The 19,265-nt window shown below is 65.2% G+C and carries 15 protein-coding genes and 2 tRNA genes; 13 read left to right on the forward strand and 4 right to left on the reverse strand.

Annotated elements, in window-relative coordinates; all coding sequences use genetic code 11:
• Window positions 1–6: 6 nt before the first annotated feature.
• From C163_RS07485 to C163_RS07495, 3 genes are all read left to right on the forward strand, one after another.
• Window positions 7–83 (forward strand) — tRNA-Asp (locus tag C163_RS07485).
• A gap of 141 nt (window positions 84–224) precedes the next feature.
• Window positions 225–301, forward strand: a tRNA-Asp gene (locus tag C163_RS07490).
• 200 nt (window positions 302–501) lie between these two features.
• Window positions 502–1,317 (forward strand): DUF2242 domain-containing protein, encoded by an 816-nt coding sequence (locus tag C163_RS07495; protein WP_025338248.1) that lies wholly within the window; start codon window positions 502–504, stop codon window positions 1,315–1,317.
• 397 nt (window positions 1,318–1,714) lie between these two features.
• Here C163_RS07495 and C163_RS07500 read toward each other — a convergent pair whose 3' ends face one another.
• Window positions 1,715–2,755 (reverse strand): AraC family transcriptional regulator, encoded by a 1,041-nt coding sequence (locus C163_RS07500; protein ID WP_025338249.1) that lies wholly within the window; start codon window positions 2,753–2,755, stop codon window positions 1,715–1,717.
• A gap of 4 nt (window positions 2,756–2,759) precedes the next feature.
• The gene (locus tag C163_RS07505; protein ID WP_025338250.1) at window positions 2,760–3,878 is read right to left on the reverse strand and encodes a nitrilase-related carbon-nitrogen hydrolase; all 1,119 of its coding nucleotides are present in this window, start codon (window positions 3,876–3,878) and stop codon (window positions 2,760–2,762) included.
• Between the two features lie 191 nt (window positions 3,879–4,069).
• Here C163_RS07505 and C163_RS07510 point away from each other — a divergent pair, with 191 nt between their 5' ends.
• Both C163_RS07510 and C163_RS07515 read left to right on the forward strand, forming a co-directional pair.
• Window positions 4,070–6,106, forward strand: coding sequence for an NADPH-dependent 2,4-dienoyl-CoA reductase (locus C163_RS07510; RefSeq protein ID WP_025338251.1), 2,037 nt, complete (start codon window positions 4,070–4,072; stop codon window positions 6,104–6,106).
• 135 nt (window positions 6,107–6,241) lie between these two features.
• Window positions 6,242–7,132 (forward strand): 1-aminocyclopropane-1-carboxylate deaminase/D-cysteine desulfhydrase, encoded by an 891-nt coding sequence (locus tag C163_RS07515; RefSeq protein WP_025338252.1) that lies wholly within the window; start codon window positions 6,242–6,244, stop codon window positions 7,130–7,132.
• Here the strand turns inward: C163_RS07515 and C163_RS07520 are convergent.
• Together C163_RS07520 and C163_RS07525 are read right to left on the reverse strand one after the other, a co-directional pair.
• Window positions 7,123–7,668: a cytochrome b gene (locus tag C163_RS07520; RefSeq protein ID WP_025338253.1), complete on the reverse strand. Its 546-nt coding sequence runs from the start codon at window positions 7,666–7,668 to the stop codon at window positions 7,123–7,125. The genes C163_RS07515 and C163_RS07520 overlap by 10 nt on opposite strands.
• A gap of 224 nt (window positions 7,669–7,892) precedes the next feature.
• Window positions 7,893–8,825, reverse strand: coding sequence for a DUF1853 family protein (locus C163_RS07525; protein WP_025338254.1), 933 nt, complete (start codon window positions 8,823–8,825; stop codon window positions 7,893–7,895).
• Window positions 8,826–8,913: 88 nt separating this feature from the next.
• Here C163_RS07525 and C163_RS07530 point away from each other — a divergent pair, with 88 nt between their 5' ends.
• From C163_RS07530 to C163_RS07565, 8 genes are all read left to right on the forward strand, one after another.
• Entirely contained in the window at window positions 8,914–9,804 is an 891-nt protein-coding gene (locus tag C163_RS07530; RefSeq protein WP_025338255.1) for an NAD(+) kinase, read from the forward strand.
• On the forward strand, window positions 9,804–10,775 hold the full coding sequence (locus C163_RS07535) for a metallophosphoesterase (protein ID WP_025338256.1): 972 nt from the start codon (window positions 9,804–9,806) through the stop codon (window positions 10,773–10,775). Before C163_RS07530 ends, C163_RS07535 begins: the two co-directional genes overlap by 1 nt.
• Window positions 10,772–11,650, forward strand: coding sequence for a rhomboid family intramembrane serine protease (locus C163_RS07540; protein ID WP_025338257.1), 879 nt, complete (start codon window positions 10,772–10,774; stop codon window positions 11,648–11,650). Before C163_RS07535 ends, C163_RS07540 begins: the two co-directional genes overlap by 4 nt.
• A 13-nt stretch (window positions 11,651–11,663) precedes the next feature.
• On the forward strand, window positions 11,664–11,924 hold the full coding sequence (locus C163_RS07545) for a YeaC family protein (RefSeq protein ID WP_003260154.1): 261 nt from the start codon (window positions 11,664–11,666) through the stop codon (window positions 11,922–11,924).
• A complete protein-coding gene (locus C163_RS07550) occupies window positions 11,921–12,751 on the forward strand; it encodes a DUF2797 domain-containing protein (protein WP_025338258.1) in 831 nt (276 codons plus the stop codon). The genes C163_RS07545 and C163_RS07550 overlap by 4 nt, the downstream gene beginning before the upstream one ends.
• A 13-nt stretch (window positions 12,752–12,764) precedes the next feature.
• On the forward strand, window positions 12,765–15,422 hold the full coding sequence (gene pepN / locus C163_RS07555) for an aminopeptidase N (protein ID WP_025338259.1): 2,658 nt from the start codon (window positions 12,765–12,767) through the stop codon (window positions 15,420–15,422).
• Between the two features lie 267 nt (window positions 15,423–15,689).
• A complete protein-coding gene (locus tag C163_RS07560) occupies window positions 15,690–16,709 on the forward strand; it encodes a YCF48-related protein (protein WP_025338260.1) in 1,020 nt (339 codons plus the stop codon).
• Between the two features lie 20 nt (window positions 16,710–16,729).
• Window positions 16,730–19,105 (forward strand): RND family transporter, encoded by a 2,376-nt coding sequence (locus tag C163_RS07565; RefSeq protein ID WP_024086538.1) that lies wholly within the window; start codon window positions 16,730–16,732, stop codon window positions 19,103–19,105.
• The last annotated feature ends 160 nt before the right edge of the window (window positions 19,106–19,265 follow it).

Here is a 19,265-nt window from a genome sequence, read left to right on the forward strand (position 1 = left end):
CGATACGCAGCGGTAGTTCAGTCGGTTAGAATACCGGCCTGTCACGCCGGGGGTCGCGGGTTCGAGTCCCGTCCGCTGCGCCATCTTCGTTTCAAGGTCCCTTGAACACCTTGAAGCAAACACAAGAGAAGCGATCACGTTATCGCTTTTTTTGTGCCTGCCCTGAGGCCATCGCGCCGGAAGGGCAGACCCAGGTTTCAATCGGGCGCAAGCCTGAATGATACGCAGCGGTAGTTCAGTCGGTTAGAATACCGGCCTGTCACGCCGGGGGTCGCGGGTTCGAGTCCCGTCCGCTGCGCCATCTTCGCCTCGAGGCCCCTTGAACGCCTCGAAGCCACGATAAAGCGACCTTCGGGTCGCTTTTTTCGTTTTTACGCCTGGCAATTGGCGCCCCTGACCCAGATTTACACGAACCTGACAGACTCTTCACCGATCAGCGGTTCCTGTGCCTGCCTGCTGTGTTGCACAATAGGCACCTTCTCGACTTACCCGGAATTCGCAATGACCAGATCTTCCGTCTTTGGTGCGCTCGGGCTGGCCCTGGTGCTGGCGGGCGTGACCGGTTGTTCCTCGAAAAAAGCCGCCGTCTACGAGCACGAGAACTTCGATGACTCGGGCACCTTCTCGCGCAGCTTCCCGGTGAGCGATGCCGGCTCCTGCGAGGCCGCCCGGCGCGCCTTGCTCAGCCAGGGCTACATCATCACCAGCAGCGGCGCCAACCAGGTGGTGGGCAACAAGAGCTTCCAGCAGAACAGCGAGAACCACCTGCAGATCAGCTTCAACGTCACCTGTGCGCCGGATGTGAGCGACGAGCAGCGTTCGACCATGTTCGCCAACGCCCTGCAGGACCGCTACGCCCTGAAAAAGTCCAACACCTCCGCCAGCCTGGGCGTTGGTGTACTGGGGTCGGTGTCGATGCCGATCGGCTCCAGCGACGACTCGATGGTCAAGGTGGCCAGCGAGACGGTGACGGCGGCGCAGTTCTATGACCGCTATTTCGCCCTGGTGGAGAGCTACCTGCCAAAGCCCAAGCCTAAACAGGAGAGCAAGGCCAAGGTCGAGGAGCCCGCGCCGAAGGTCGAAGCGCCGGCGGCTGCCTTGGGGCTGCCGGAGCAGGCCGCGGCGGCGCCGGTGGCGGCGCCTTTGGTTGAGGCGGCGCCAGCCTCGGCCCCTGTTGCCCCGGCCAGCGAGGCGGTAGCCGCGCCGGTGGTGGATGACAGCCAAGGCTCGCAGCCGGTGGCCCCGCCAGCGGAAGCGGCACCGATCGAGGTGCAGCAGGAAGCCCAGCCTGTCGAAGCCGCGGCGCCCGCACTCTGATTTTCAGCCTGTACCGGCCTCTTCCCACCTGATCGGTTATCGCGAGCCCTTGTAGGAGCGGCCTTGTGTCGCGAAAGGGCTGCGAAGCAGCCCCGGGGTTTCAGCGCAGATGCACAAATTGCCGGGGCTGCTTCGCAGCCCTTTCGCGACACAAGGCCGCTCCTACAAGGGCCTGCGTGGGCTGGCTTGCCGGTGATAACTTCCTGAACACCTGCTACGTTTACCACTCATAAGCTTGTCATCATTCCTTCACTCCACCTGCTTAGGTTGAAGGCGACACCGATAAAGATCATGAGATGAGAGGACGCAGGGCTATGGACGAATACCAGGAAGAACTTCTCGAATTCCAGGCTTATGAACTGGACACCCCGGAACCGGCTGACGACGCTACCGAGCTCTAGCCCGCCCGCCGCTGGCTGCGGCGAAACTCCCCCGGTGTAAGGCCCGTCCAGCGCTTGAAGGCGCGCTGGAAGGCCTCGGCCGACGCAAACCCCAGCAGATAGGCAATCTCGCCAAAGGCCAGCTCCGTATCGCGGATGTAGGTTTCGGCCAGGTCGCGCCGTGTTTCGCTGAGCAGGTCGCGAAAGCGCGTGCCTTCCTCGGCCAGTTTGCGGCGCAGCGTCCAGGTCGGCAGTTGCAGGTGCAGCGCCACTTCTTCCAGGTCCGGTTCACGGCCACCATTGAGCAACGGGCCCAGCAGGTGGGTGATGCGCTCACCCAGGCTGCGCACCCGCGTACGCTGCAGCATTTCCGCCTCGCACAGCTGCAGCAGGTGCTGCCAGGTGCTCGGGCAGTGCCTGGGGTTGGCCAGCTGCAGCGTGGCGCGGCTCAGGCGCAGCTGGTTGCCGTCGGCCGCGAACTGCACGGGCGCGCTGCACAGCGGCTGGTAGCGCGCGGCATAGGCGGGTGCGGCAAACTCGATGTCCATATGTTCGGCCTGCACCGCCGTACCGGCCAGGTCGGCAAGCTGGGCGAGCCAGCCGGCGAGTAGCGAATCGACCACGAAACGGTTGTAGGCGTTGTAGGGGCTGATGGAGTAGAAGCGTAGCCAGGCACCTTGGGCATCTTCCTGAAAACTGGAGTGGCCACGGTAGTTGGCGGCGTACAGCGGCTCGAAGCGCAACAGGGTGCGTGCCGCCTCGCCCAGGTTCGGTGCCTGGGCAGCGGTGACCCCGGCCAGGCCGGCATGCGCCAGGCGGCTCAGGCGCCCCATGTGCAGGCCCAGCGCGGCCTCGCCGCACAGTTCGATGGCGGCGTGCCCCAGGTGCATGTAGCGCGGGATCGACAAGCGCGCACCGGCTTCGCCCAAGCGCGCCGCATCCAGGCCATAGCGGCGCAGCAGCGGCTCGGGGTCGTGGCCCAGTTCGCGCAGGGCCTCGGTCAGCGGCTGGACAAAACCAACCGACAGGTCGCCCAGGCGCACGCGGGGGCGGGCCATGGGCTTACAACCACAGGTTCAGCAAGCGGGCGCCAGGGCTGGGGGTGCCCGCCAGCAATTCACCCGCCTGGTGGGCAAAGCCCTGGCCGTCGCTGCCCTGTTCCCAGAACTGCCCACGCATGAACACGCTCATGCTGCTGACGCCGGCCCCGGCCGCTTCGGTCAGGCGCTGCCAGGCCGCCTGTTCGCTGACTTCGCCGCGCTGCAAGGCCAGCCCGGCGCTGGCATCCTGATGGCGATTGCCGCGCCAGGGCGCTTGCCAGCTGCCCTTGCCGCTGAGGAACACCGGGTTGGCGATCAGTTGTACCGCCTGTCGTGCCAATTGCTGGTGGTTTTCCGGGTACCAGCTGTCACTGCCCACCAGCACGCCCAGGCGCCCGGCAGGGGTTTGCAGTACTTGCAGCGGGTGCTGGCGGCCATCGTGCACATAGCGGCGCATTTCGCTGTCGGGGAACTGCTGGCGTTGCGGTTGGCCCAGCAGCGAGCCGTCGCCGGCGAACACCACGCTGCTGTTGAACAGCGGGCCGCTACCGGCATGCAGCACGCCCTGTTTCACGTAGGGGGCGGGCAGCACGATGGAGCCGGCCACCAGGGTGACGTTGAACTCCTTGGCCAGGCCGCCGAACAGTTGCTGGTAGTCCGCAGCCATCTGCTCGGCTTTCATGCGCAGGTGCGCGTCGGCGCGCCAGTCGTCCCCGTCGGCACGGAGCATGGCCAGGCCATAGCGCAGCGGGTTGCTCAGTTCCAGCCATTGCAGGGCTTCGCGGCTTTGCGTGACCTGGTACAGCTCGTTCTTTTCGCCGCGTGCCCACAGCCAGGTACCGATGTGCTCTGGCAGCACCACCACCGTACGCGGGCCGACAAGCCCTTGGCTACGTGCCTGCTCCAGGTAGGCCGCGAGCTTGCGGTGCAGGCGTTGCAGGTTCTGGTAGTCGCCCGGGTAGAGCAGCGGTTCGACGCCGAGCAGGTTGCCGTGCTCGCCCGGCACGCCGTGGTTCAGCGCCAGTTCGATGCGCAGGTCGGACAGGTAGTGGCCTTCCGGGCGCTGCTGGGTCCAGAAACCGTAGCCGCAGAGGGCGGCGATCATCACCAGCGCCAGGGCGCTTGCCAGGAGTTTTCGCATGAAGCAGGACAGCGCCTTGGAAACGAGAGTTTCCTAGGGTAGTCGTGCTGTGCGCGAGGATCAATAACTTGTCAGTTTCGATCATTGAGCCCGTTCAAACGGCTGTTTAATGTCGCAGGCAGACAAACGACGGGGCCCGCCAACCGGTGCGGCATCCGCATTCCGTGATCACGCCACATGGGGACCTTTCCATGGCCGCCGACCGCTACCCGCACCTGCTCGCCCCGCTGGACCTGGGCTTCACCACCTTGCGCAACCGCACCCTGATGGGCTCGATGCACACCGGCCTCGAAGAGCGCCCGGGCGGCTTCGAGCGCATGGCGGCGTACTTTGCCGAGCGCGCCCGCGGTGGCGTCGGCCTGATGGTCACCGGCGGCATCGCGCCCAACGATGAGGGTGGGGTGTATTCCGGGGCGGCCAAGCTCAGCACCGAGGAAGAGGCCGACAAGCACCGTATCGTCACCGAGGCGGTACACGCTGCCGGCGGCAAGATCTGCCTGCAGATCCTGCATGCCGGGCGCTACGCCTACAGCCCGCGCCAGGTGGCGCCCAGCGCGATCCAGGCGCCAATCAACCCGTTCAAACCCAAGGAGCTGGACGAGGCGGGTATCGAGAAGCAGATCGCCGACTTCGTCAATTGCGCGGTGCTGGCCCAGCGCGCCGGTTACGACGGCGTCGAGATCATGGGGTCGGAAGGCTACTTCATCAACCAGTTCCTCGCCGCCCACACCAACCACCGCACCGACCGCTGGGGTGGCAGCTATGAAAACCGCATGCGCCTGGCGGTGGAGATCGTCAGCCGGGTGCGCGGCGCGGTCGGGCCGAACTTCATCATCATCTTCCGCCTGTCGATGCTCGACCTCATCGAGGGCGGCAGCACCTGGGACGAAATCGAGCTGCTGGCCAGGGCCATCGAGCAGGCCGGCGCGACCTTGATCAATACCGGCATCGGCTGGCACGAAGCGCGTATCCCGACCATTGCCACCAAGGTGCCGCGTGCGGCCTTCAGCAAGGTCACCGCCAAGCTGCGTGGCGTGGTGAACATTCCGCTGATCACCACCAACCGCATCAATACTCCGGAAGTGGCCGAGGCGGTGCTGGCCGAGGGCGATGCCGACATGGTCTCGATGGCACGGCCGTTCCTGGCCGACCCGGACTTCGTCAACAAGGCCGCTGCCGGCCGCGGAGACGAAATCAACACCTGCATCGGCTGCAACCAGGCCTGCCTGGACCATACCTTCGGCGGCAAGCTGACCAGTTGCCTGGTCAACCCGCGTGCCTGCCACGAGACCGAGCTCAACTACCTGCCCGTGCGCACCGTGAAGCGCATTGCCGTGGTCGGCGCTGGCCCGGCCGGCCTGGCGGCAGCCACGGTGGCGGCCGAGCGCGGCCACGCGGTGACCCTGTTCGATGGCGCCAGCGAGATCGGCGGGCAGTTCAATGTGGCCAAGCGGGTACCGGGGAAAGAAGAGTTCCATGAAACCCTGCGTTACTTCCGCAACAAGGTCAAAAGCACGGGCGTAGACCTGCGCCTGAACACCCGGGTCGATGTGCAGGCCCTGGTGGACGGAGGCTACGACGAGATCATCCTGGCCACCGGCATCGCACCGCGCACGCCGGCCATCCCCGGTGTCGAGCATGCCAAGGTGCTCAGCTACCTGGATGTGCTGCTCGAGCGCAAGCCGGTGGGCAAGGCTGTCGCGGTGGTTGGTGCGGGCGGCATCGGTTTCGACGTTTCCGAGTACCTGGTGCACCAGGGCGTGGCTACCAGCCAGGACCGTGAGGCGTTCTGGAGGGAGTGGGGCATCGACACCCATCTGCAGGCACGTGGTGGCGTGGCCGGGATCAAGGCCGAGCCGCATGCCCCAGCGCGGCAGGTGTACCTGTTGCAGCGCAAGAAATCCAAGGTGGGTGACGGCCTGGGCAAGACCACCGGCTGGATTCACCGTACCGGGTTGAAGAACAAACGGGTGCAGATGCTCAACAGCGTTGAGTACCTGGGTATCGACGATGCCGGCCTGCACATTCGCGTGGCCGATGGCGAGCCGCAGGTGCTGGCGGTGGACAACGTGGTGATCTGTGCCGGGCAGGAGCCGCTGCGCGAGCTGCAGGACGGGCTGGTGGCGGCGGGGCAGTCGGTGCACCTGATCGGTGGGGCCGATGTGGCGGCCGAGCTGGATGCCAAGCGGGCGATCAACCAAGGATCGAGATTGGCGGCTGAGCTCTGAGATCGCCGGGGCCGCTTTGCGGCCCTTCGCGGGCTTGCCCGCTCCCACAGGGATAGCGCACTCCTGACTGTGGGAGCGGGCAAGCCCGCGAAGGGCTGCAAAGCAGCCCCGGGATTTCACTGGTAAACTCGCAGCATGCTCCTCCACCTCCCCCAAGCTCCCCTGCAGCCCCTGAACCTGCCCTGGCTGACAGCAGCGCAGATCAAAGCCGCCATCCTGCGCCTGGACCTGATCGACCCGCTGATCAGTGGCAACAAATGGTTCAAGCTACGCCACCACCTGCAGCAGGCCAGCGCCAGCAACGCCCCGGGCCTGATCAGCCTCGGCGGCAACCATTCCAACCACCTGCACGCCCTGGCCGCTGCCGGCAAGCGCTTCGGCTTCGCCACCGCCGGCCTGCTGCGTGGCGACGCCCAGGACACGCCAACCGTGCGTGACCTGCAGGCGCTGGGCATGGAACTGCACTGGCTGGGCTATGGCGGCTATCGCGCACGAAACCAAGCGGGTTTCTGGGAACCCTGGCAGGCACGCTACCCGGGTTGGCACTGCATCCCTGAAGGGGGCGGCGGGCTGGCCGGTGCACAGGGCTGCGCGCTGATCATGCAGCAGGCGCGCGCGCAAATCGCGGCACTGGGCTGGTCGGGCTACGACGCCTGGTGGCTGGCTGCCGGAACGGGGACTACCCTGGCCGGCCTGGTAATGGCCGAGGCGGGCGCACATGTGGTGCATGGTGCATTGGCTGTACCCAGAGACCATGGTGTGCCGGAGGCGGTAGCGACACTGGCCGGCGCGCATGGCTACCAGCTGCACGACGCCTGCCGTGGCGGTTTCGGCAAATTCGACGCTGAGCTGATGGCGTTCATCACCGATTGCGAGCGGCACACCGGCGTGCCGCTCGAAGCTCTCTACACCGGCAAGGCCCTGCTGGCCCTGCGTGAGCAGGTCGAGGCCGGGCTGTTCGCGCCCGGCACCCGCCTGATCGTGGTGCACACCGGCGGCCTGCAGGGCCGGCGCGGTTACTTGTAGGGCAGCATGCGCAGCAGCGTGTTGTCGCGCTGCACATAGTGGTGATACAGCCCGGCCACAGCGTGCAGGCCGATCAGCCAGTAGCCCCAGCTGCCGATGCGTTCATGCCAGCCTTTGATGAACTTGGCCTGGTCCGGGTTCGGGCCAATCAGGTGCGGCAGCTCCAGGCCGAAGAACGGCACTGGTTTGTCGGCGGCGCTGAGGATCAGCCAGCCGGCCAGCGGCAGGATGATCATCAGCAGGTACAACGCCAGGTGCATCAGGTGCGCGAGGCCGGTCTGCCAGGCCGCAGGTTTGGGCACGATGGGTGGAGTCGGGCGGCTCAGGCGGATGGCCAGGCGCAACCAGACCAGCACGAACACGCTGAGCCCGAGCATGAAGTGCAGGTCCTTCATCAGGTTGCGCTCGACGCTGTCCTTGGGGAACAGGCCACGCAGTTCGATTAGGGCATAGACAGCGGCCAGCAGCACCAGCATCAGCCAGTGCAGGGCGATGGACAGGCGCGCGTAATGGGTCGCGGGGGTGGATGAAACCATGATCGGTCCTCGTCATCAGGTCGGAATGGCGCTCTTGCCGGCGCTCAGGAAGTACTGTAATGGCTACGGGGGAACAAATCTTTGCGCCAGGTCTGTGAAAATTGTGTTGTCTGCACCGGCCTCTTCGCGGGCTTGCCCGCTCCCACAGGCATAGCGCAGAGCCAGAGACCTGTGCAGTACCTGTGGGAGCGGGCAAGCCCGCGAAGAGGCCGGAACAGCCGGCATCATGCCTCGGGTGTAAATGGCCAATTGTCAGCCACCAGAAACACCCGCTCGGCCTCCTGCCACGCCCCGTCAGCCTCTTGTTCCAACCTCACCAGCAACTGCGCCGGAGCCTGCCGCTCCAGCACGTGCAGCCACGCCGCAAACTGCTCCACCGCCCAGCACTCCTGCGCCTCGACCCGCGCCGGCGCCAGCCAGGCATGCCGTTGCAGCGGCTGCCATCGCTCACCTTCGCCCATGACCCAGTCCCGCCGCCGCAGCCAGCGCCCGCGCAGGTGCTGCGGGTTGGCGCCCTGTGGTGGCTGTGCATGCCCAGGCCACGGGTAGAACAGATAGCCACCCAGCCACACATGCGCCTGCACCTGCTCCACCCCCAGCCGGGCCAGCACCTCGCGGCTGTGCGCGCCCGCCGACATGGGCAGCTGGTGTCGCGCCAGGTGCGCCAGTTTGCTTCCCAGTCGGTCATGGCAGCCCGGCCCCAGCCAGGCGGCGGGGTCGTGCCCGGGATGCTCCGGGCCCAGGTACAGCTTGATGGCCAGTTCCAGGTGGTGCACACCGTCGCGGTCGCGCAGCACCACATCCAGCTCGCCCAGGGTGCGCCCGCCGTCGCGAATCGCCAGGTTGGCCGCCAGTAGTTCAATGCCCGGGGCCTGGCCCAGGGCGAATTGCCACAGCCGTTCGTAGTAGTGCCCCAGGCGCCGGCTGCCCAGCTGCGCCAGCCAGTCGCGCAATGGGCGGTCATCGTCATCCAGCGCCCGCAGCCAGTCTGCCAGGCGCTGTGGCTGGTCCGCCCAAAGGCTGCCCGCCAGCGGGTGGCGCTGGGGGCAGGGCGGGGCGCTGAGCAACGGGGGCGACAGCAGGGCCCAGGCCAGGTCGCGCACGTTGGGGCGGCGTAGCTGCCGGGGCAGGTCGTGGAGCAGGGCGAATGGCATCATCCTGCGAGCATAGCCGGTTTGCCGCTACCCGGTGGTTTCGCCCATAATCGCGGCATAGTCACCCGCCGCAGAGCCTCGCAGGAGCCCCATGGAGCAATTTCGCAATATCGGTATCATCGGCCGCCTTGGCAGCTCGCAGGTGCTCGACACCATTCGCCGACTGAAAAAATTCCTCCTCGAGCGCCACCTGCACGTGATCCTCGAGGACACCATCGCCGAAGTGCTACCCGGCCATGGCCTGCAAACCTCTACCCGCAAGCTGCTGGGCGAGGTCTGTGACCTGGTCATCGTGGTCGGCGGTGACGGCAGCCTGCTGGGCGCCGCCCGCGCCCTGGCCCGGCACAACATTCCGGTGCTGGGCATCAACCGAGGCAACCTGGGCTTCCTCACCGACATCCGCCCCGACGAGCTGGAAGAGAAGGTCGCCGAAGTGCTCGACGGCCACTACCTGGTGGAAAACCGCTTCCTGCTGCAGGCCGAAGTACGCCGCCACAACGAAGCCATCGGCCAGGGTGATGCGCTGAACGACGTGGTGCTGCACCCGGGCAAGTCCACGCGCATGATCGAGTTCGAGATCTACATCGATGGCCAGTTCGTCTGCAGCCAGAAGGCCGACGGCCTGATCGTCGCCACCCCCACCGGCTCCACCGCCTACGCGCTGTCGGCCGGCGGCCCGATCATGCACCCCAAGCTCGACGCCATCGTCATCGTGCCGATGTACCCGCACACTCTGTCGGGCCGGCCGATCGTGGTCGACGGCAACAGCGAGCTGAAGATCGTGGTGTCCAAGGACCTGCAGATCTACCCGCAAGTATCCTGTGACGGCCAGAACCACTTCACTTGTGCCCCCGGCGACACCATCACGGTGAGCAAGAAACCGCAGAAGCTGCGCCTGATCCACCCGCTGGACCACAACTACTACGAGGTCTGCCGCACCAAGCTAGGCTGGGGCAGCCGCCTGGGAAGCAGGGACGACTGATGCTCGATCCGGCGCGTAGTTTCGACATCATCGGTGACGTGCACGGTTGTGCGCTGACCCTTGAACGCCTGCTCGACGCCCTTGGTTACAAGCGTGTGGCAGGCGTGTGGCGCCACCCGCGGCGCCAGGCGCTGTTCCTTGGCGACATCGTCGACCGCGGGCCACGCATTCGCGAGGCGCTGCACATCGTCCACGACATGGTCGAGGCCGGCCAGGCGTTCTGCATCATGGGCAACCATGAGTACAACGCGCTGGGCTGGGTTACCCCGGCACTGCCTGGCAGCGGCAAGGCCTTCGTGCGCGAGCATACGCCGCGCCACGCCCGGTTGATCGACGAAACCCTGGCCCAGTTTGCCCATCACCCCGCTGACTGGCACGACTTCGTCAACTGGTTCTACGAATTACCGCTGTTCGTCGACGCCGGGCGCTTCCGCCTGGTGCATGCCTGCTGGGACCCGCGGCTGATCGAGCCGCTGCGCCAGCAGTACCCCGACGGGCGTATCGACGAGCACTTCATCCAGGCCTCGGCGGTGAGCGGCAGCTTTGCCGCCACCGTGTGCAACCGCCTGCTGCGCGGCACCGACATGCGCCTGCCGGACGGCCTGACCCTCACCGGTGGCGACGGCCTGACCCGTGCCTTCTTCCGTACCAAGTTCTGGGAAGAAGACCCGCAAACCTACGGCGACATCGTGTTCCAGCCAGACGCCCTGCCCGCGGAAGTGGCCAGCACCCCGCTCAGTCACAGCCAGAAGAACGCCCTGCTGCGTTATGCCGAAGACGAGCCCATGCTGTTCGTCGGCCATTACTGGCGCAGCGGCCGCCCGGCGCCGATCCGCGCCAACCTGGCCTGCCTGGACTACAGCGCCGTGCTCTACGGCAAGCTGGCCGCCTATCGGCTGGATGATGAAACCCGCATCGACCCGCACAAGTTCGTCTGGGTCGATGTCGACCGCCCACAGGCCAACCAATGAACATTATCGAAGTGATGCGCCTGCCGCTGTCGGTCGACCTCAGCGGCTTCGTTCACCTGCTGCAGCGCCTGCAGGTGCCGCACCGGGTCAGCGAGGAGGGCGATGCCCAGGTGCTCTGGGCCCCCGACACCCTGGCCGCAGACGTCCGCGAACTCTACCAGCGCTACCCTGACGGCAACGCCGACCTGCCAGCCACCACCGATCCTGTGGGAGCGGGCGAGCCCGCGAAAGGGCCCTCCCTGGCGGAACAGGCCCGCGCCTGCAAAATCACCACCCTGACCCTGCTGCTGTGCTTCATCGTCGCCGGCCTCACCGGCCTGGGCGACAACTTCACCACCATCAGCTGGTTCACCTTCCTCGATTTCCGCGTCCAGGGCGACTACCTGTACTTCAGCCCGCTGGCGCAAAGCCTGGACGAAGGCCAGTGGTGGCGCCTGGTATCGCCCATGCTGCTGCATTTCGGCGTGCTGCACCTGGCCATGAACAGCCTGTGGTACTGGGAACTGGGCAAACGCATCGAATTGCGCCAGGGCCCGTGGGCGCTGCTGGGCCTGACCCTGCTGTTCAGCCTGGTGTCCAACCTGGCCCAGCACTACAGCAGCGGGCCGAGCCTGTTCGGCGGCCTGTCCGGCGTGCTGTACGGCCTGCTCGGGCACATCTGGCTGTACCAGTGGCTGGCACCCGACCGTTACTTCAACCTGCCCAAGGGCGTGCTGGTGATGATGCTGATCTGGCTGGTGGTGTGCCTGAGCGGCGTGATCGACACCCTGGGCCTTGGCCAGATCGCCAACGCCGCCCACGTCGGCGGGCTGCTCATCGGATGCCTGACCGGGCTCTTGGGTGGGGCGCTGGCCCGGCGTAAACTGTCGGCTTGAATCAGGAGACACTATGTCCACTTTCGCGCAAATGATTGAAAACATCACCCCGGAAATCTACGAGAGCCTGAAACTGGCCGTGGAAATCGGCAAATGGTCGGATGGCCGCAAGCTCACTGCCGAGCAGAAAGAGCTGTCGCTGCAGGCGGTAATCGCCTGGGAGATGAAAAACCTGCCCGAAGACCAGCGTACCGGCTACATGGGCCCGCAGGAGTGCGCCTCGAAGTCCGCGCCGATCGCCAACATTCTGTTCAAGTCGGACTCGGTACATTGATCGAACTCGCTCGTGGCTCGTTGAGCAAGATGGCGGTAAGCCTGCAGGCGCCAGTGGTGCAGTACAGCTTCCGTCTGGATGACACGCAGGTGCCGGTCAACCCGCTGATCGGCCAGCGCCTGCGCCTCGAATACCTCGGCGCCATTCACTGCAGCCATTGTGGCAAGCGCACCAAGACCAGCTTCAGCCAGGGTTACTGCTACCCGTGCATGACCAAACTGGCCCAGTGCGACGTGTGCATCATGGCCCCGGAAAAGTGCCACTACGACGCCGGCACCTGCCGCGAACCGTCGTGGGGCGAACAGTTCTGCATGACCGACCATGTGGTCTACCTGGCCAACTCGTCGGGGATCAAGGTCGGTATCACCCGCGCCACCCAGCTGCCCACCCGCTGGCTCGACCAGGGTGCCAGCCAGGCCCTGCCGATCGTGCGCGTGGCCACCCGCCAGCAGTCCGGCCTGGTCGAGGACTTGCTGCGCAGCCAGGTGCCGGACCGCACCAACTGGCGCGCCCTGCTCAAGGGCGACGCCGATGAGCTCGACCTGGTGGCCATTCGTGAACAGGTGTTCGACGCCTGTGCCGATGGCCTGCGCGAGCTGCAGGGGCGCTTCGGCCTGCAGGCGATCCAGCCGCTGGCCGACGCCGAAGTGGTGCAGATGAAGTACCCGGTCGAGGCCTACCCATCGAAGATCGTCAGCTTCAACCTCGACAAGGACCCGGTAGTGGAAGGCACGCTGCTGGGCATCAAGGGCCAGTACCTGATCTTCGACACCGGTGTGATCAATATTCGCAAGTACACGGCCTACCAGTTGGCCGTGCTCCAGTAAAAAGGACCTGCACATGCGTACCGAACAACCGCAAGTGATCTACCTCGAGGATTACCAGGCGCCCGAGTACCTGATCGACGAGACGCACCTGACCTTCGAGCTGTTCGAGGACCATACCCTGGTTCACGCGCAACTGGTCATGCGCCGCAACCCGGCACGCGGTGCCGGCCTGCCGCCACTGGCGCTCGATGGCCAGCAGCTGGAACTGCTGCGCGCCTCGCTGGATGACCAGGAGCTGCAGCCGGGCGACTACCAGCTCGATGCCGACAGCCTGACCGTGCAGCCCAAGGCTGAGCGCTTCACCCTCGACACCAGCGTGAAGATCCACCCCGAGAGCAACACCGCACTGGAAGGCCTGTACAAGTCGGGCAAGATGTTCTGCACCCAGTGCGAGGCCGAAGGCTTCCGCAAGATCACCTACTACCTCGACCGCCCGGACGTGATGAGCACCTTCACCACCACGGTCATCGCCGAGCAGCATCGCTACCCGGTATTGCTGTCGAACGGCAACCCGATCGGCAGCGGGCCGGCAGACGATGGCCGCCACTGGGCGACCTGGGAAGACCCGTTCATGAAGCCGGCCTACCTGTTCGCTCTGGTGGCCGGTGACCTGTGGTGCGTCGAGGACAGCTTCACCCGCCAGTCCGGCCGTGACGTGACCCTGCGCATCTACGTAGAGCCCGAGAACATCGACAAGTGCGACCACGCCATGGTCAGCCTGAAGAAGTCGATGCGCTGGGACGAGGAAGTCTATGGCCGCGAGTACGACCTGGACATCTTCATGATTGTCGCGGTCAACGACTTCAACATGGGCGCCATGGAAAACAAGGGCCTGAACATCTTCAACTCCAGCTGTGTGCTGGCCCGTGCCGAAACGGCCACCGATGCCGCCCACCAGCGCGTCGAAGGCGTGGTTGCCCACGAGTATTTCCACAACTGGTCGGGCAACCGCGTCACCTGCCGTGACTGGTTCCAGCTGTCGCTGAAGGAAGGCTTCACGGTGTTCCGCGATGCCGAGTTCAGCGCCGACATGAACTCGCGCACGGTCAAACGCATCGAAGACGTGGCCTACCTGCGTACTCACCAGTTCGCCGAAGACGCTGGCCCCATGGCCCACCCGGTGCGCCCGGACAGCTTCATCGAGATCTCCAACTTCTACACCCTGACCGTGTACGAGAAGGGCGCCGAAGTGGTGCGCATGGTTCGTACCCTGCTGGGCGCAGACGGCTTCCGCAAGGGCAGCGACCTGTACTTCGAACGCCACGATGGCCAGGCGGTGACCACCGACGATTTCATCAAGGCCATGGAAGACGCCAACGGCGTCGACTTCACCCAGTTCAAGCGCTGGTACAACCAGGCCGGCACCCCGCGCCTGGAAGTCAGCGAGGCCTATGACGCGGCCGCGCAGACCTACAGCCTGACCTTCCGCCAGAGCTGCCCGCAGACCCCGGACAAGGCCGAAAAACTGCCGTTCGTGATCCCGGTGGAGCTTGGCCTGCTGGATGCCGCAGGCAACGACCTGCCGCTGCAACTGGTCGGTGAAGCGACGGCGCAGGGCACCAGCCGCGTGCTGTCGGTGACCGAGGCCGAGCAGACCTTCACCTTCCAGGGCATCCGGGCCAAGCCGCTGCCTTCGCTGCTGCGTGGCTTCAGTGCACCGGTCAAGCTGAGCTTCCCCTACGACCGCGACCAGCTGATGTTCCTGATGCAGCACGACAGCGACGGCTTCAACCGCTGGGAGGCGGGGCAGCAGTTGTCGGTGCAGGTGCTGCAGGAGCTGATCGGCCAGCATCAGCGCGGCGAAGCACTCAAGCTCGACCAGCGCCTGATCAGCGCCCTGGGCACCGTGCTCGGCAACGAGTCGCTGGACCCGGCCATGGTTGCCGAAATGCTTTCGCTGCCGGGTGAGGCCTACCTCACCGAAATCAGCCAGGTGGCCGACGTGGACGCCATCCATGCCGCCCGCGAGTTCGCCCGCCAGCAGATCGCCGAGCAGCTGTTCGACGCCCTGTGGGCGCGCTACCAGGCCAACCGCGAAGTGTCGCGCAGCACCGCCTACGTGGCCTCGGCCGAGCACTTCGCCCGCCGCAGCCTGCAGAACATCGCGCTGTCGTACCTGATGCAGAGCGGCAAGCCGCAGGTGCTGCAGGCGACCCTGGAGCAGTTCGAGCACTGCGACAACATGACCGAGCGCCTGACCGCCCTGGCCGTGCTGGTCAACTCGCCGTTCGAGGCCGAGCGGGCCAAGGCGCTGGAAGCCTTTGCCGAGCACTTCAAGGACAACCCGCTGGTCATGGACCAGTGGTTCAGCGTGCAGGCGGCCAGTACGCTGCCGGGCGGGCTGGCGCGGGTCAAGGCGCTGATGCAGCACCCGGCGTTCACCCTGAAGAACCCGAACAAGGTACGTGCGCTGGTCGGCGCCTTTGCCGGGCAGAACCTGGTCAACTTCCATGCGGCGGATGGCTCCGGCTACCGCTTCCTGGCGGACCTGGTGATCGAGCTGAATGCGCTGAACCCACAGATCGCTTCGCGGCAGCTGGCACCGCTGACCCGCTGGCGCAAGTATGACGATGCGCGTCAGGCCCTGATGAAGGGCGAGCTGGAGCGGATTCTGGCTTCTGGTGAGCTGTCCAGTGATGTGTATGAGGTTGTGAGCAAGAGCCTGGCTTGAGTTTTCCGTAGCCTGAGCCGACCTCTTCGCGGGTAAACCCGCTCCCACAGGTACTGCACCGCTTTCATGGGCTGTGCAGGACCTGTGGGAGCGGGTTTACCCGCGAAGCTTTTGGAGCCGACAACAAAACATAACACCCCGCCCGTTGTGTTCCCGCAAATATCCCCGCTACGATCCCCTCAAGCTATTGCAGGCCTCTAGATCAGGCTTTTCGCAGTACCTGCAGTGCATTGACCCACCACACAAGAACACAACAGGGGGACAGTCATGAGGGAACAGAACAGGCGCTTTGCCTGGCCATTGGCAGCCAGCGCGGTACTGGCGCTGGGGCTTGGCGTGTGGGCTGACAGCGTGCAAGCCGCTGCCGCCGACGAGTATTCCACCGAATCGGCCAAGGCCAGCCAAAGCCTGCTGATCGACGCCACCCATGCCGGCAAGCGCCTGGTGGTGGTGGGCGATCGCGGCCATATCCTGTTCTCCGACGACCAGGGCAGCACCTGGACCCAGGCGCGGGTGCCCACCCGGCAACTGCTGACCGCCGTCTTTTTCCTCGACGACAAGCGCGGCTGGGCCGTCGGCCACGATGCGCTGGTGCTCGCCAGCAGCGATGGTGGTGCCACCTGGAGCAAGCAGTTCGAAGACCTGTCCCGCGAAGCACCCTTGCTCGATGTCGCCTTCCTCGACGCCCAGCACGGTTTTGCCGTAGGTGCCTATGGCGCCTTGCTGGAAACCACCGACGGCGGCCAGCACTGGCAGGACGTGGCCGAGCGCCTGGACAACCCCGACCAGCTGCACCTGAACGGTATCGCCCAGGTGCGTGACGCGGGCTTGTTCATCGTCGGCGAGCAGGGTGGCATGTTCCGCTCCGCCGACAACGGCCAGACCTGGGCCAAGGTCGAGGGCCCTTACGAGGGCTCGCTGTTCGGCGTGATCGGCACTGCCCAGCCGCACACCCTGCTGGCCTACGGCCTGCGCGGCAACCTGTTCCGTTCCGCCGATTTCGGTGACAGCTGGCAGCCGATCGAGCTCAAGGCCGCACGTGGCAACCTCGAATTCGGCCTGGCAGGCGCTACGCTTGTCCAGGACGGTAGCCTGGTGCTGGTCGGCAATGGCGGCAGCGTGCTGCGCAGTACCGATGATGGCCAGACCTTCAGTGTCTACAACCGCGCCGACCGCATTGCCCTGGCCGGCGTCAGCGGCCTGGCCGATGGCGGCCTGCTGCTGGTAGGGCAGGGTGGCGTGCACCTGGCTGACCCGCAGGGTGCTGACCAGGAGGTGCGTCCATGACCAGCAGGGAGAGCATCACCATGCACCCGCATCACCAGGACAAGGCCACGCTGCTCGAACGCCTGATCTTCAACAATCGCCCCGTGGTCATCGCCCTGTGCGTACTGGTCAGCATCTTCCTGTTCTGGCAGGCCACGCAGATTCGCCCGTCCACCAGCTTCGAGAAGATGATCCCGCTGCAGCACCCGTTCATCGAGCAGATGATGGAGCACCGCAACGACCTGGCCAACCTCGGCAACACCGTGCGCATTTCGGTGGAGGCCGTGAATGGCGACATTTTCGACAAGGACTACATGGAGACCCTGCGGCAGATCCATGACGAAGTGTTCTACATCCCAGGCGTCGACCGTGCCGGGCTGAAGTCGCTGTGGAGCCCCAGCGTGCGCTGGAGCGAGGTCACCGAGGAAGGCTTTTCCGGTGGCGAGGTGATCCCCAACACTTACAACGGTTCGCAGGACAGCCTCGACACCCTGCGCGACAACGTGCTCAAGTCGGGCCAGGTGGGGCGCCTGGTGGGCAACAACTTCAAGTCCAGCATCGTCGACGTGCCGCTGCTGGAGAGCTACCCAGACCCGCAGGACCCGGGCAAGCAGGTGAAGCTGGACTACCAGCAGTTCTCGCACCAGCTGGAAGAAAAGATCCGTGACAAGTTCCAGGCGCAGAACCCCAACGTGAAAGTGCACATCGTCGGCTTCGCCAAGAAGGTCGGCGACCTGATCGACGGCCTGGTGATGGTGGCGATGTTCTTCGGCGTCGCCCTGGCCATCACCTGGGTGCTGCTGTACTGGTTCACCTGGTGCATCCGCAGCACCATCGCCGTGCTCATCACCACCCTGGTGGCGGTGGTCTGGCAGCTGGGCCTGATGCATGCGGTGGGCTTTGGCCTGGACCCGTACTCGATGCTGGTGCCGTTCCTGATCTTCGCCATCGGCATTTCCCATGGGGTGCAGAAGATCAACGGTATCGCCCTGCAGTCGAGTGACGCCGACAACGCCCTGACCGCCGCCCGGCGCACGTTCCGCCAGCTGTTCCTGCCGGGGATGATCGCCATCCTCGCCGACGCCGTGGGCTTCATCACTCTGCTGATCATCGACATCGGGGTGATTCGTGAACTGGCCATCGGCGCTTCCATCGGTGTGGCAGTGATCGTGTTCACCAACCTCATCCTGCTGCCGGTAGCGATCTCCTACGTCGGCATCAGCAAGAAGGCCGTCGAGCGCAGCAAGCAGGACGCCACCCGCGAGCACCCGTTCTGGCGCCTGCTGTCGAACTTCGCCAGTGCCAAGGTGGCGCCGGTGTCGGTGGCCCTGGCGCTGGTCGCCTTCGCCGGTGGCCTGTGGTACAGCCAGAACCTGAAGATCGGCGACCTCGACCAGGGCGCGCCGGAATTGCGCCCCGACTCGCGCTACAACCAGGACAACAACTTCATCATCAGCAACTACTCGACCAGTTCCGATGTGCTGGTGATCATGGTCAAGACCCCGCCGGAAAGCTGCTCGATCCACTCGACCATGGCGCCGATCGACGAGCTGATGTGGACCATGCAGAACACCCCGGGCGTGCAGTCGGCAATTTCCCTCGTGACCGTGTCCAAGCAGGTGATCAAGGGCATGAACGAGGGCAGCCTGAAATGGGAAACCCTGTCGCGCAACCCGGACATCCTCAACAACTCCATCGCCCGCGCCGACGGCTTGTACAACGGCGACTGCTCGCTGGCGCCGGTGCTGGTGTTCCTCAACGACCACAAGGCCGAAACCCTGGAGCGGGTCACTGCCGTGGCCAAGGCGTTTGCCGACAGCCACAACAAGGAAGGCCTGCAGTTCCTGCTGGCGGCGGGCAATGCCGGGATCGAGGCGGCGACCAACGAGGTGATCAAGTCGGCCGAGCTGACCATCCTGATCCTGGTGTACATCTGTGTGGCGGTGATGTGCCTGATTACCTTCCGCTCGTTCGCCGCCACCCTGTGCATCGTCCTGCCGCTGGTGCTGACCTCGGTGCTGGGCAACGCGCTGATGGCCTACATGGGCATCGGGGTCAAGGTGGCGACCTTGCCGGTGGTGGCGCTGGGTGTGGGCATTGGCGTGGACTATGGCATCTACATCTACAGCCGGCTGGAAAGCTTCCTGCGCGCCGGGTTGCCGTTGCAGGAGGCTTATTACGAGACCCTGCGCTCGACCGGCAAGGCAGTGCTGTTCACCGGCTTGTGCCTGGCCATCGGCGTGTGCACCTGGATCTTCTCGGCGATCAAGTTCCAGGCGGACATGGGGCTGATGCTGACTTTCATGTTGTTGTGGAACATGTTCGGGGCGCTGTGGTTGTTGCCGGCGTTGGCGCGGTTCCTGATCAAGCCGGAGAAGATGGTGGGCAAGGAGGGGGGCTCCATTTTCGCTCATTGACCGCAAGGGGCCGCTATGCGGCCCATCGCGACACAAGGCCGCTCCTACAGGGGAACGCGTATCGGAAGGCTGATGCGATCCCTGTAGGAGCGGCCTTGTGTCGCGATGGGCTGCAAAGCAGCCCCAGGGCTATAATGCCAACTCATTTCAGATTGGTACC

The organism is Pseudomonas sp. FGI182, from assembly GCF_000511325.1.
Taxonomy (GTDB): Bacteria; Pseudomonadota; Gammaproteobacteria; order Pseudomonadales; family Pseudomonadaceae; genus Aquipseudomonas; species Aquipseudomonas putida_Z.

Excerpts from the sequence above, each read along its gene's own strand:
- C163_RS07495 (WP_025338248.1), top strand. The coding sequence starts at position 502 with ATGACCAGATCTTCCGTCTTTGGTGCGCTCGGGCTGGCCCTGGTGCTG.
- C163_RS07500 (WP_025338249.1), bottom strand. The coding sequence starts at position 2,755 with ATGGCCCGCCCCCGCGTGCGCCTGGGCGACCTGTCGGTTGGTTTTGTC.
- C163_RS07505 (WP_025338250.1), bottom strand. The coding sequence starts at position 3,878 with ATGCGAAAACTCCTGGCAAGCGCCCTGGCGCTGGTGATGATCGCCGCC.
- C163_RS07510 (WP_025338251.1), top strand. The coding sequence starts at position 4,070 with ATGGCCGCCGACCGCTACCCGCACCTGCTCGCCCCGCTGGACCTGGGC.
- C163_RS07515 (WP_025338252.1), top strand. The coding sequence starts at position 6,242 with ATGCTCCTCCACCTCCCCCAAGCTCCCCTGCAGCCCCTGAACCTGCCC.
- C163_RS07520 (WP_025338253.1), bottom strand. The coding sequence starts at position 7,668 with ATGGTTTCATCCACCCCCGCGACCCATTACGCGCGCCTGTCCATCGCC.
- C163_RS07525 (WP_025338254.1), bottom strand. The coding sequence starts at position 8,825 with ATGATGCCATTCGCCCTGCTCCACGACCTGCCCCGGCAGCTACGCCGC.
- C163_RS07530 (WP_025338255.1), top strand. The coding sequence starts at position 8,914 with ATGGAGCAATTTCGCAATATCGGTATCATCGGCCGCCTTGGCAGCTCG.
- C163_RS07535 (WP_025338256.1), top strand. The coding sequence starts at position 9,804 with ATGCTCGATCCGGCGCGTAGTTTCGACATCATCGGTGACGTGCACGGT.
- C163_RS07540 (WP_025338257.1), top strand. The coding sequence starts at position 10,772 with ATGAACATTATCGAAGTGATGCGCCTGCCGCTGTCGGTCGACCTCAGC.
- C163_RS07545 (WP_003260154.1), top strand. The coding sequence starts at position 11,664 with ATGTCCACTTTCGCGCAAATGATTGAAAACATCACCCCGGAAATCTAC.
- pepN (WP_025338259.1), top strand. The coding sequence starts at position 12,765 with ATGCGTACCGAACAACCGCAAGTGATCTACCTCGAGGATTACCAGGCG.
- C163_RS07560 (WP_025338260.1), top strand. The coding sequence starts at position 15,690 with ATGAGGGAACAGAACAGGCGCTTTGCCTGGCCATTGGCAGCCAGCGCG.
- C163_RS07565 (WP_024086538.1), top strand. The coding sequence starts at position 16,730 with ATGCACCCGCATCACCAGGACAAGGCCACGCTGCTCGAACGCCTGATC.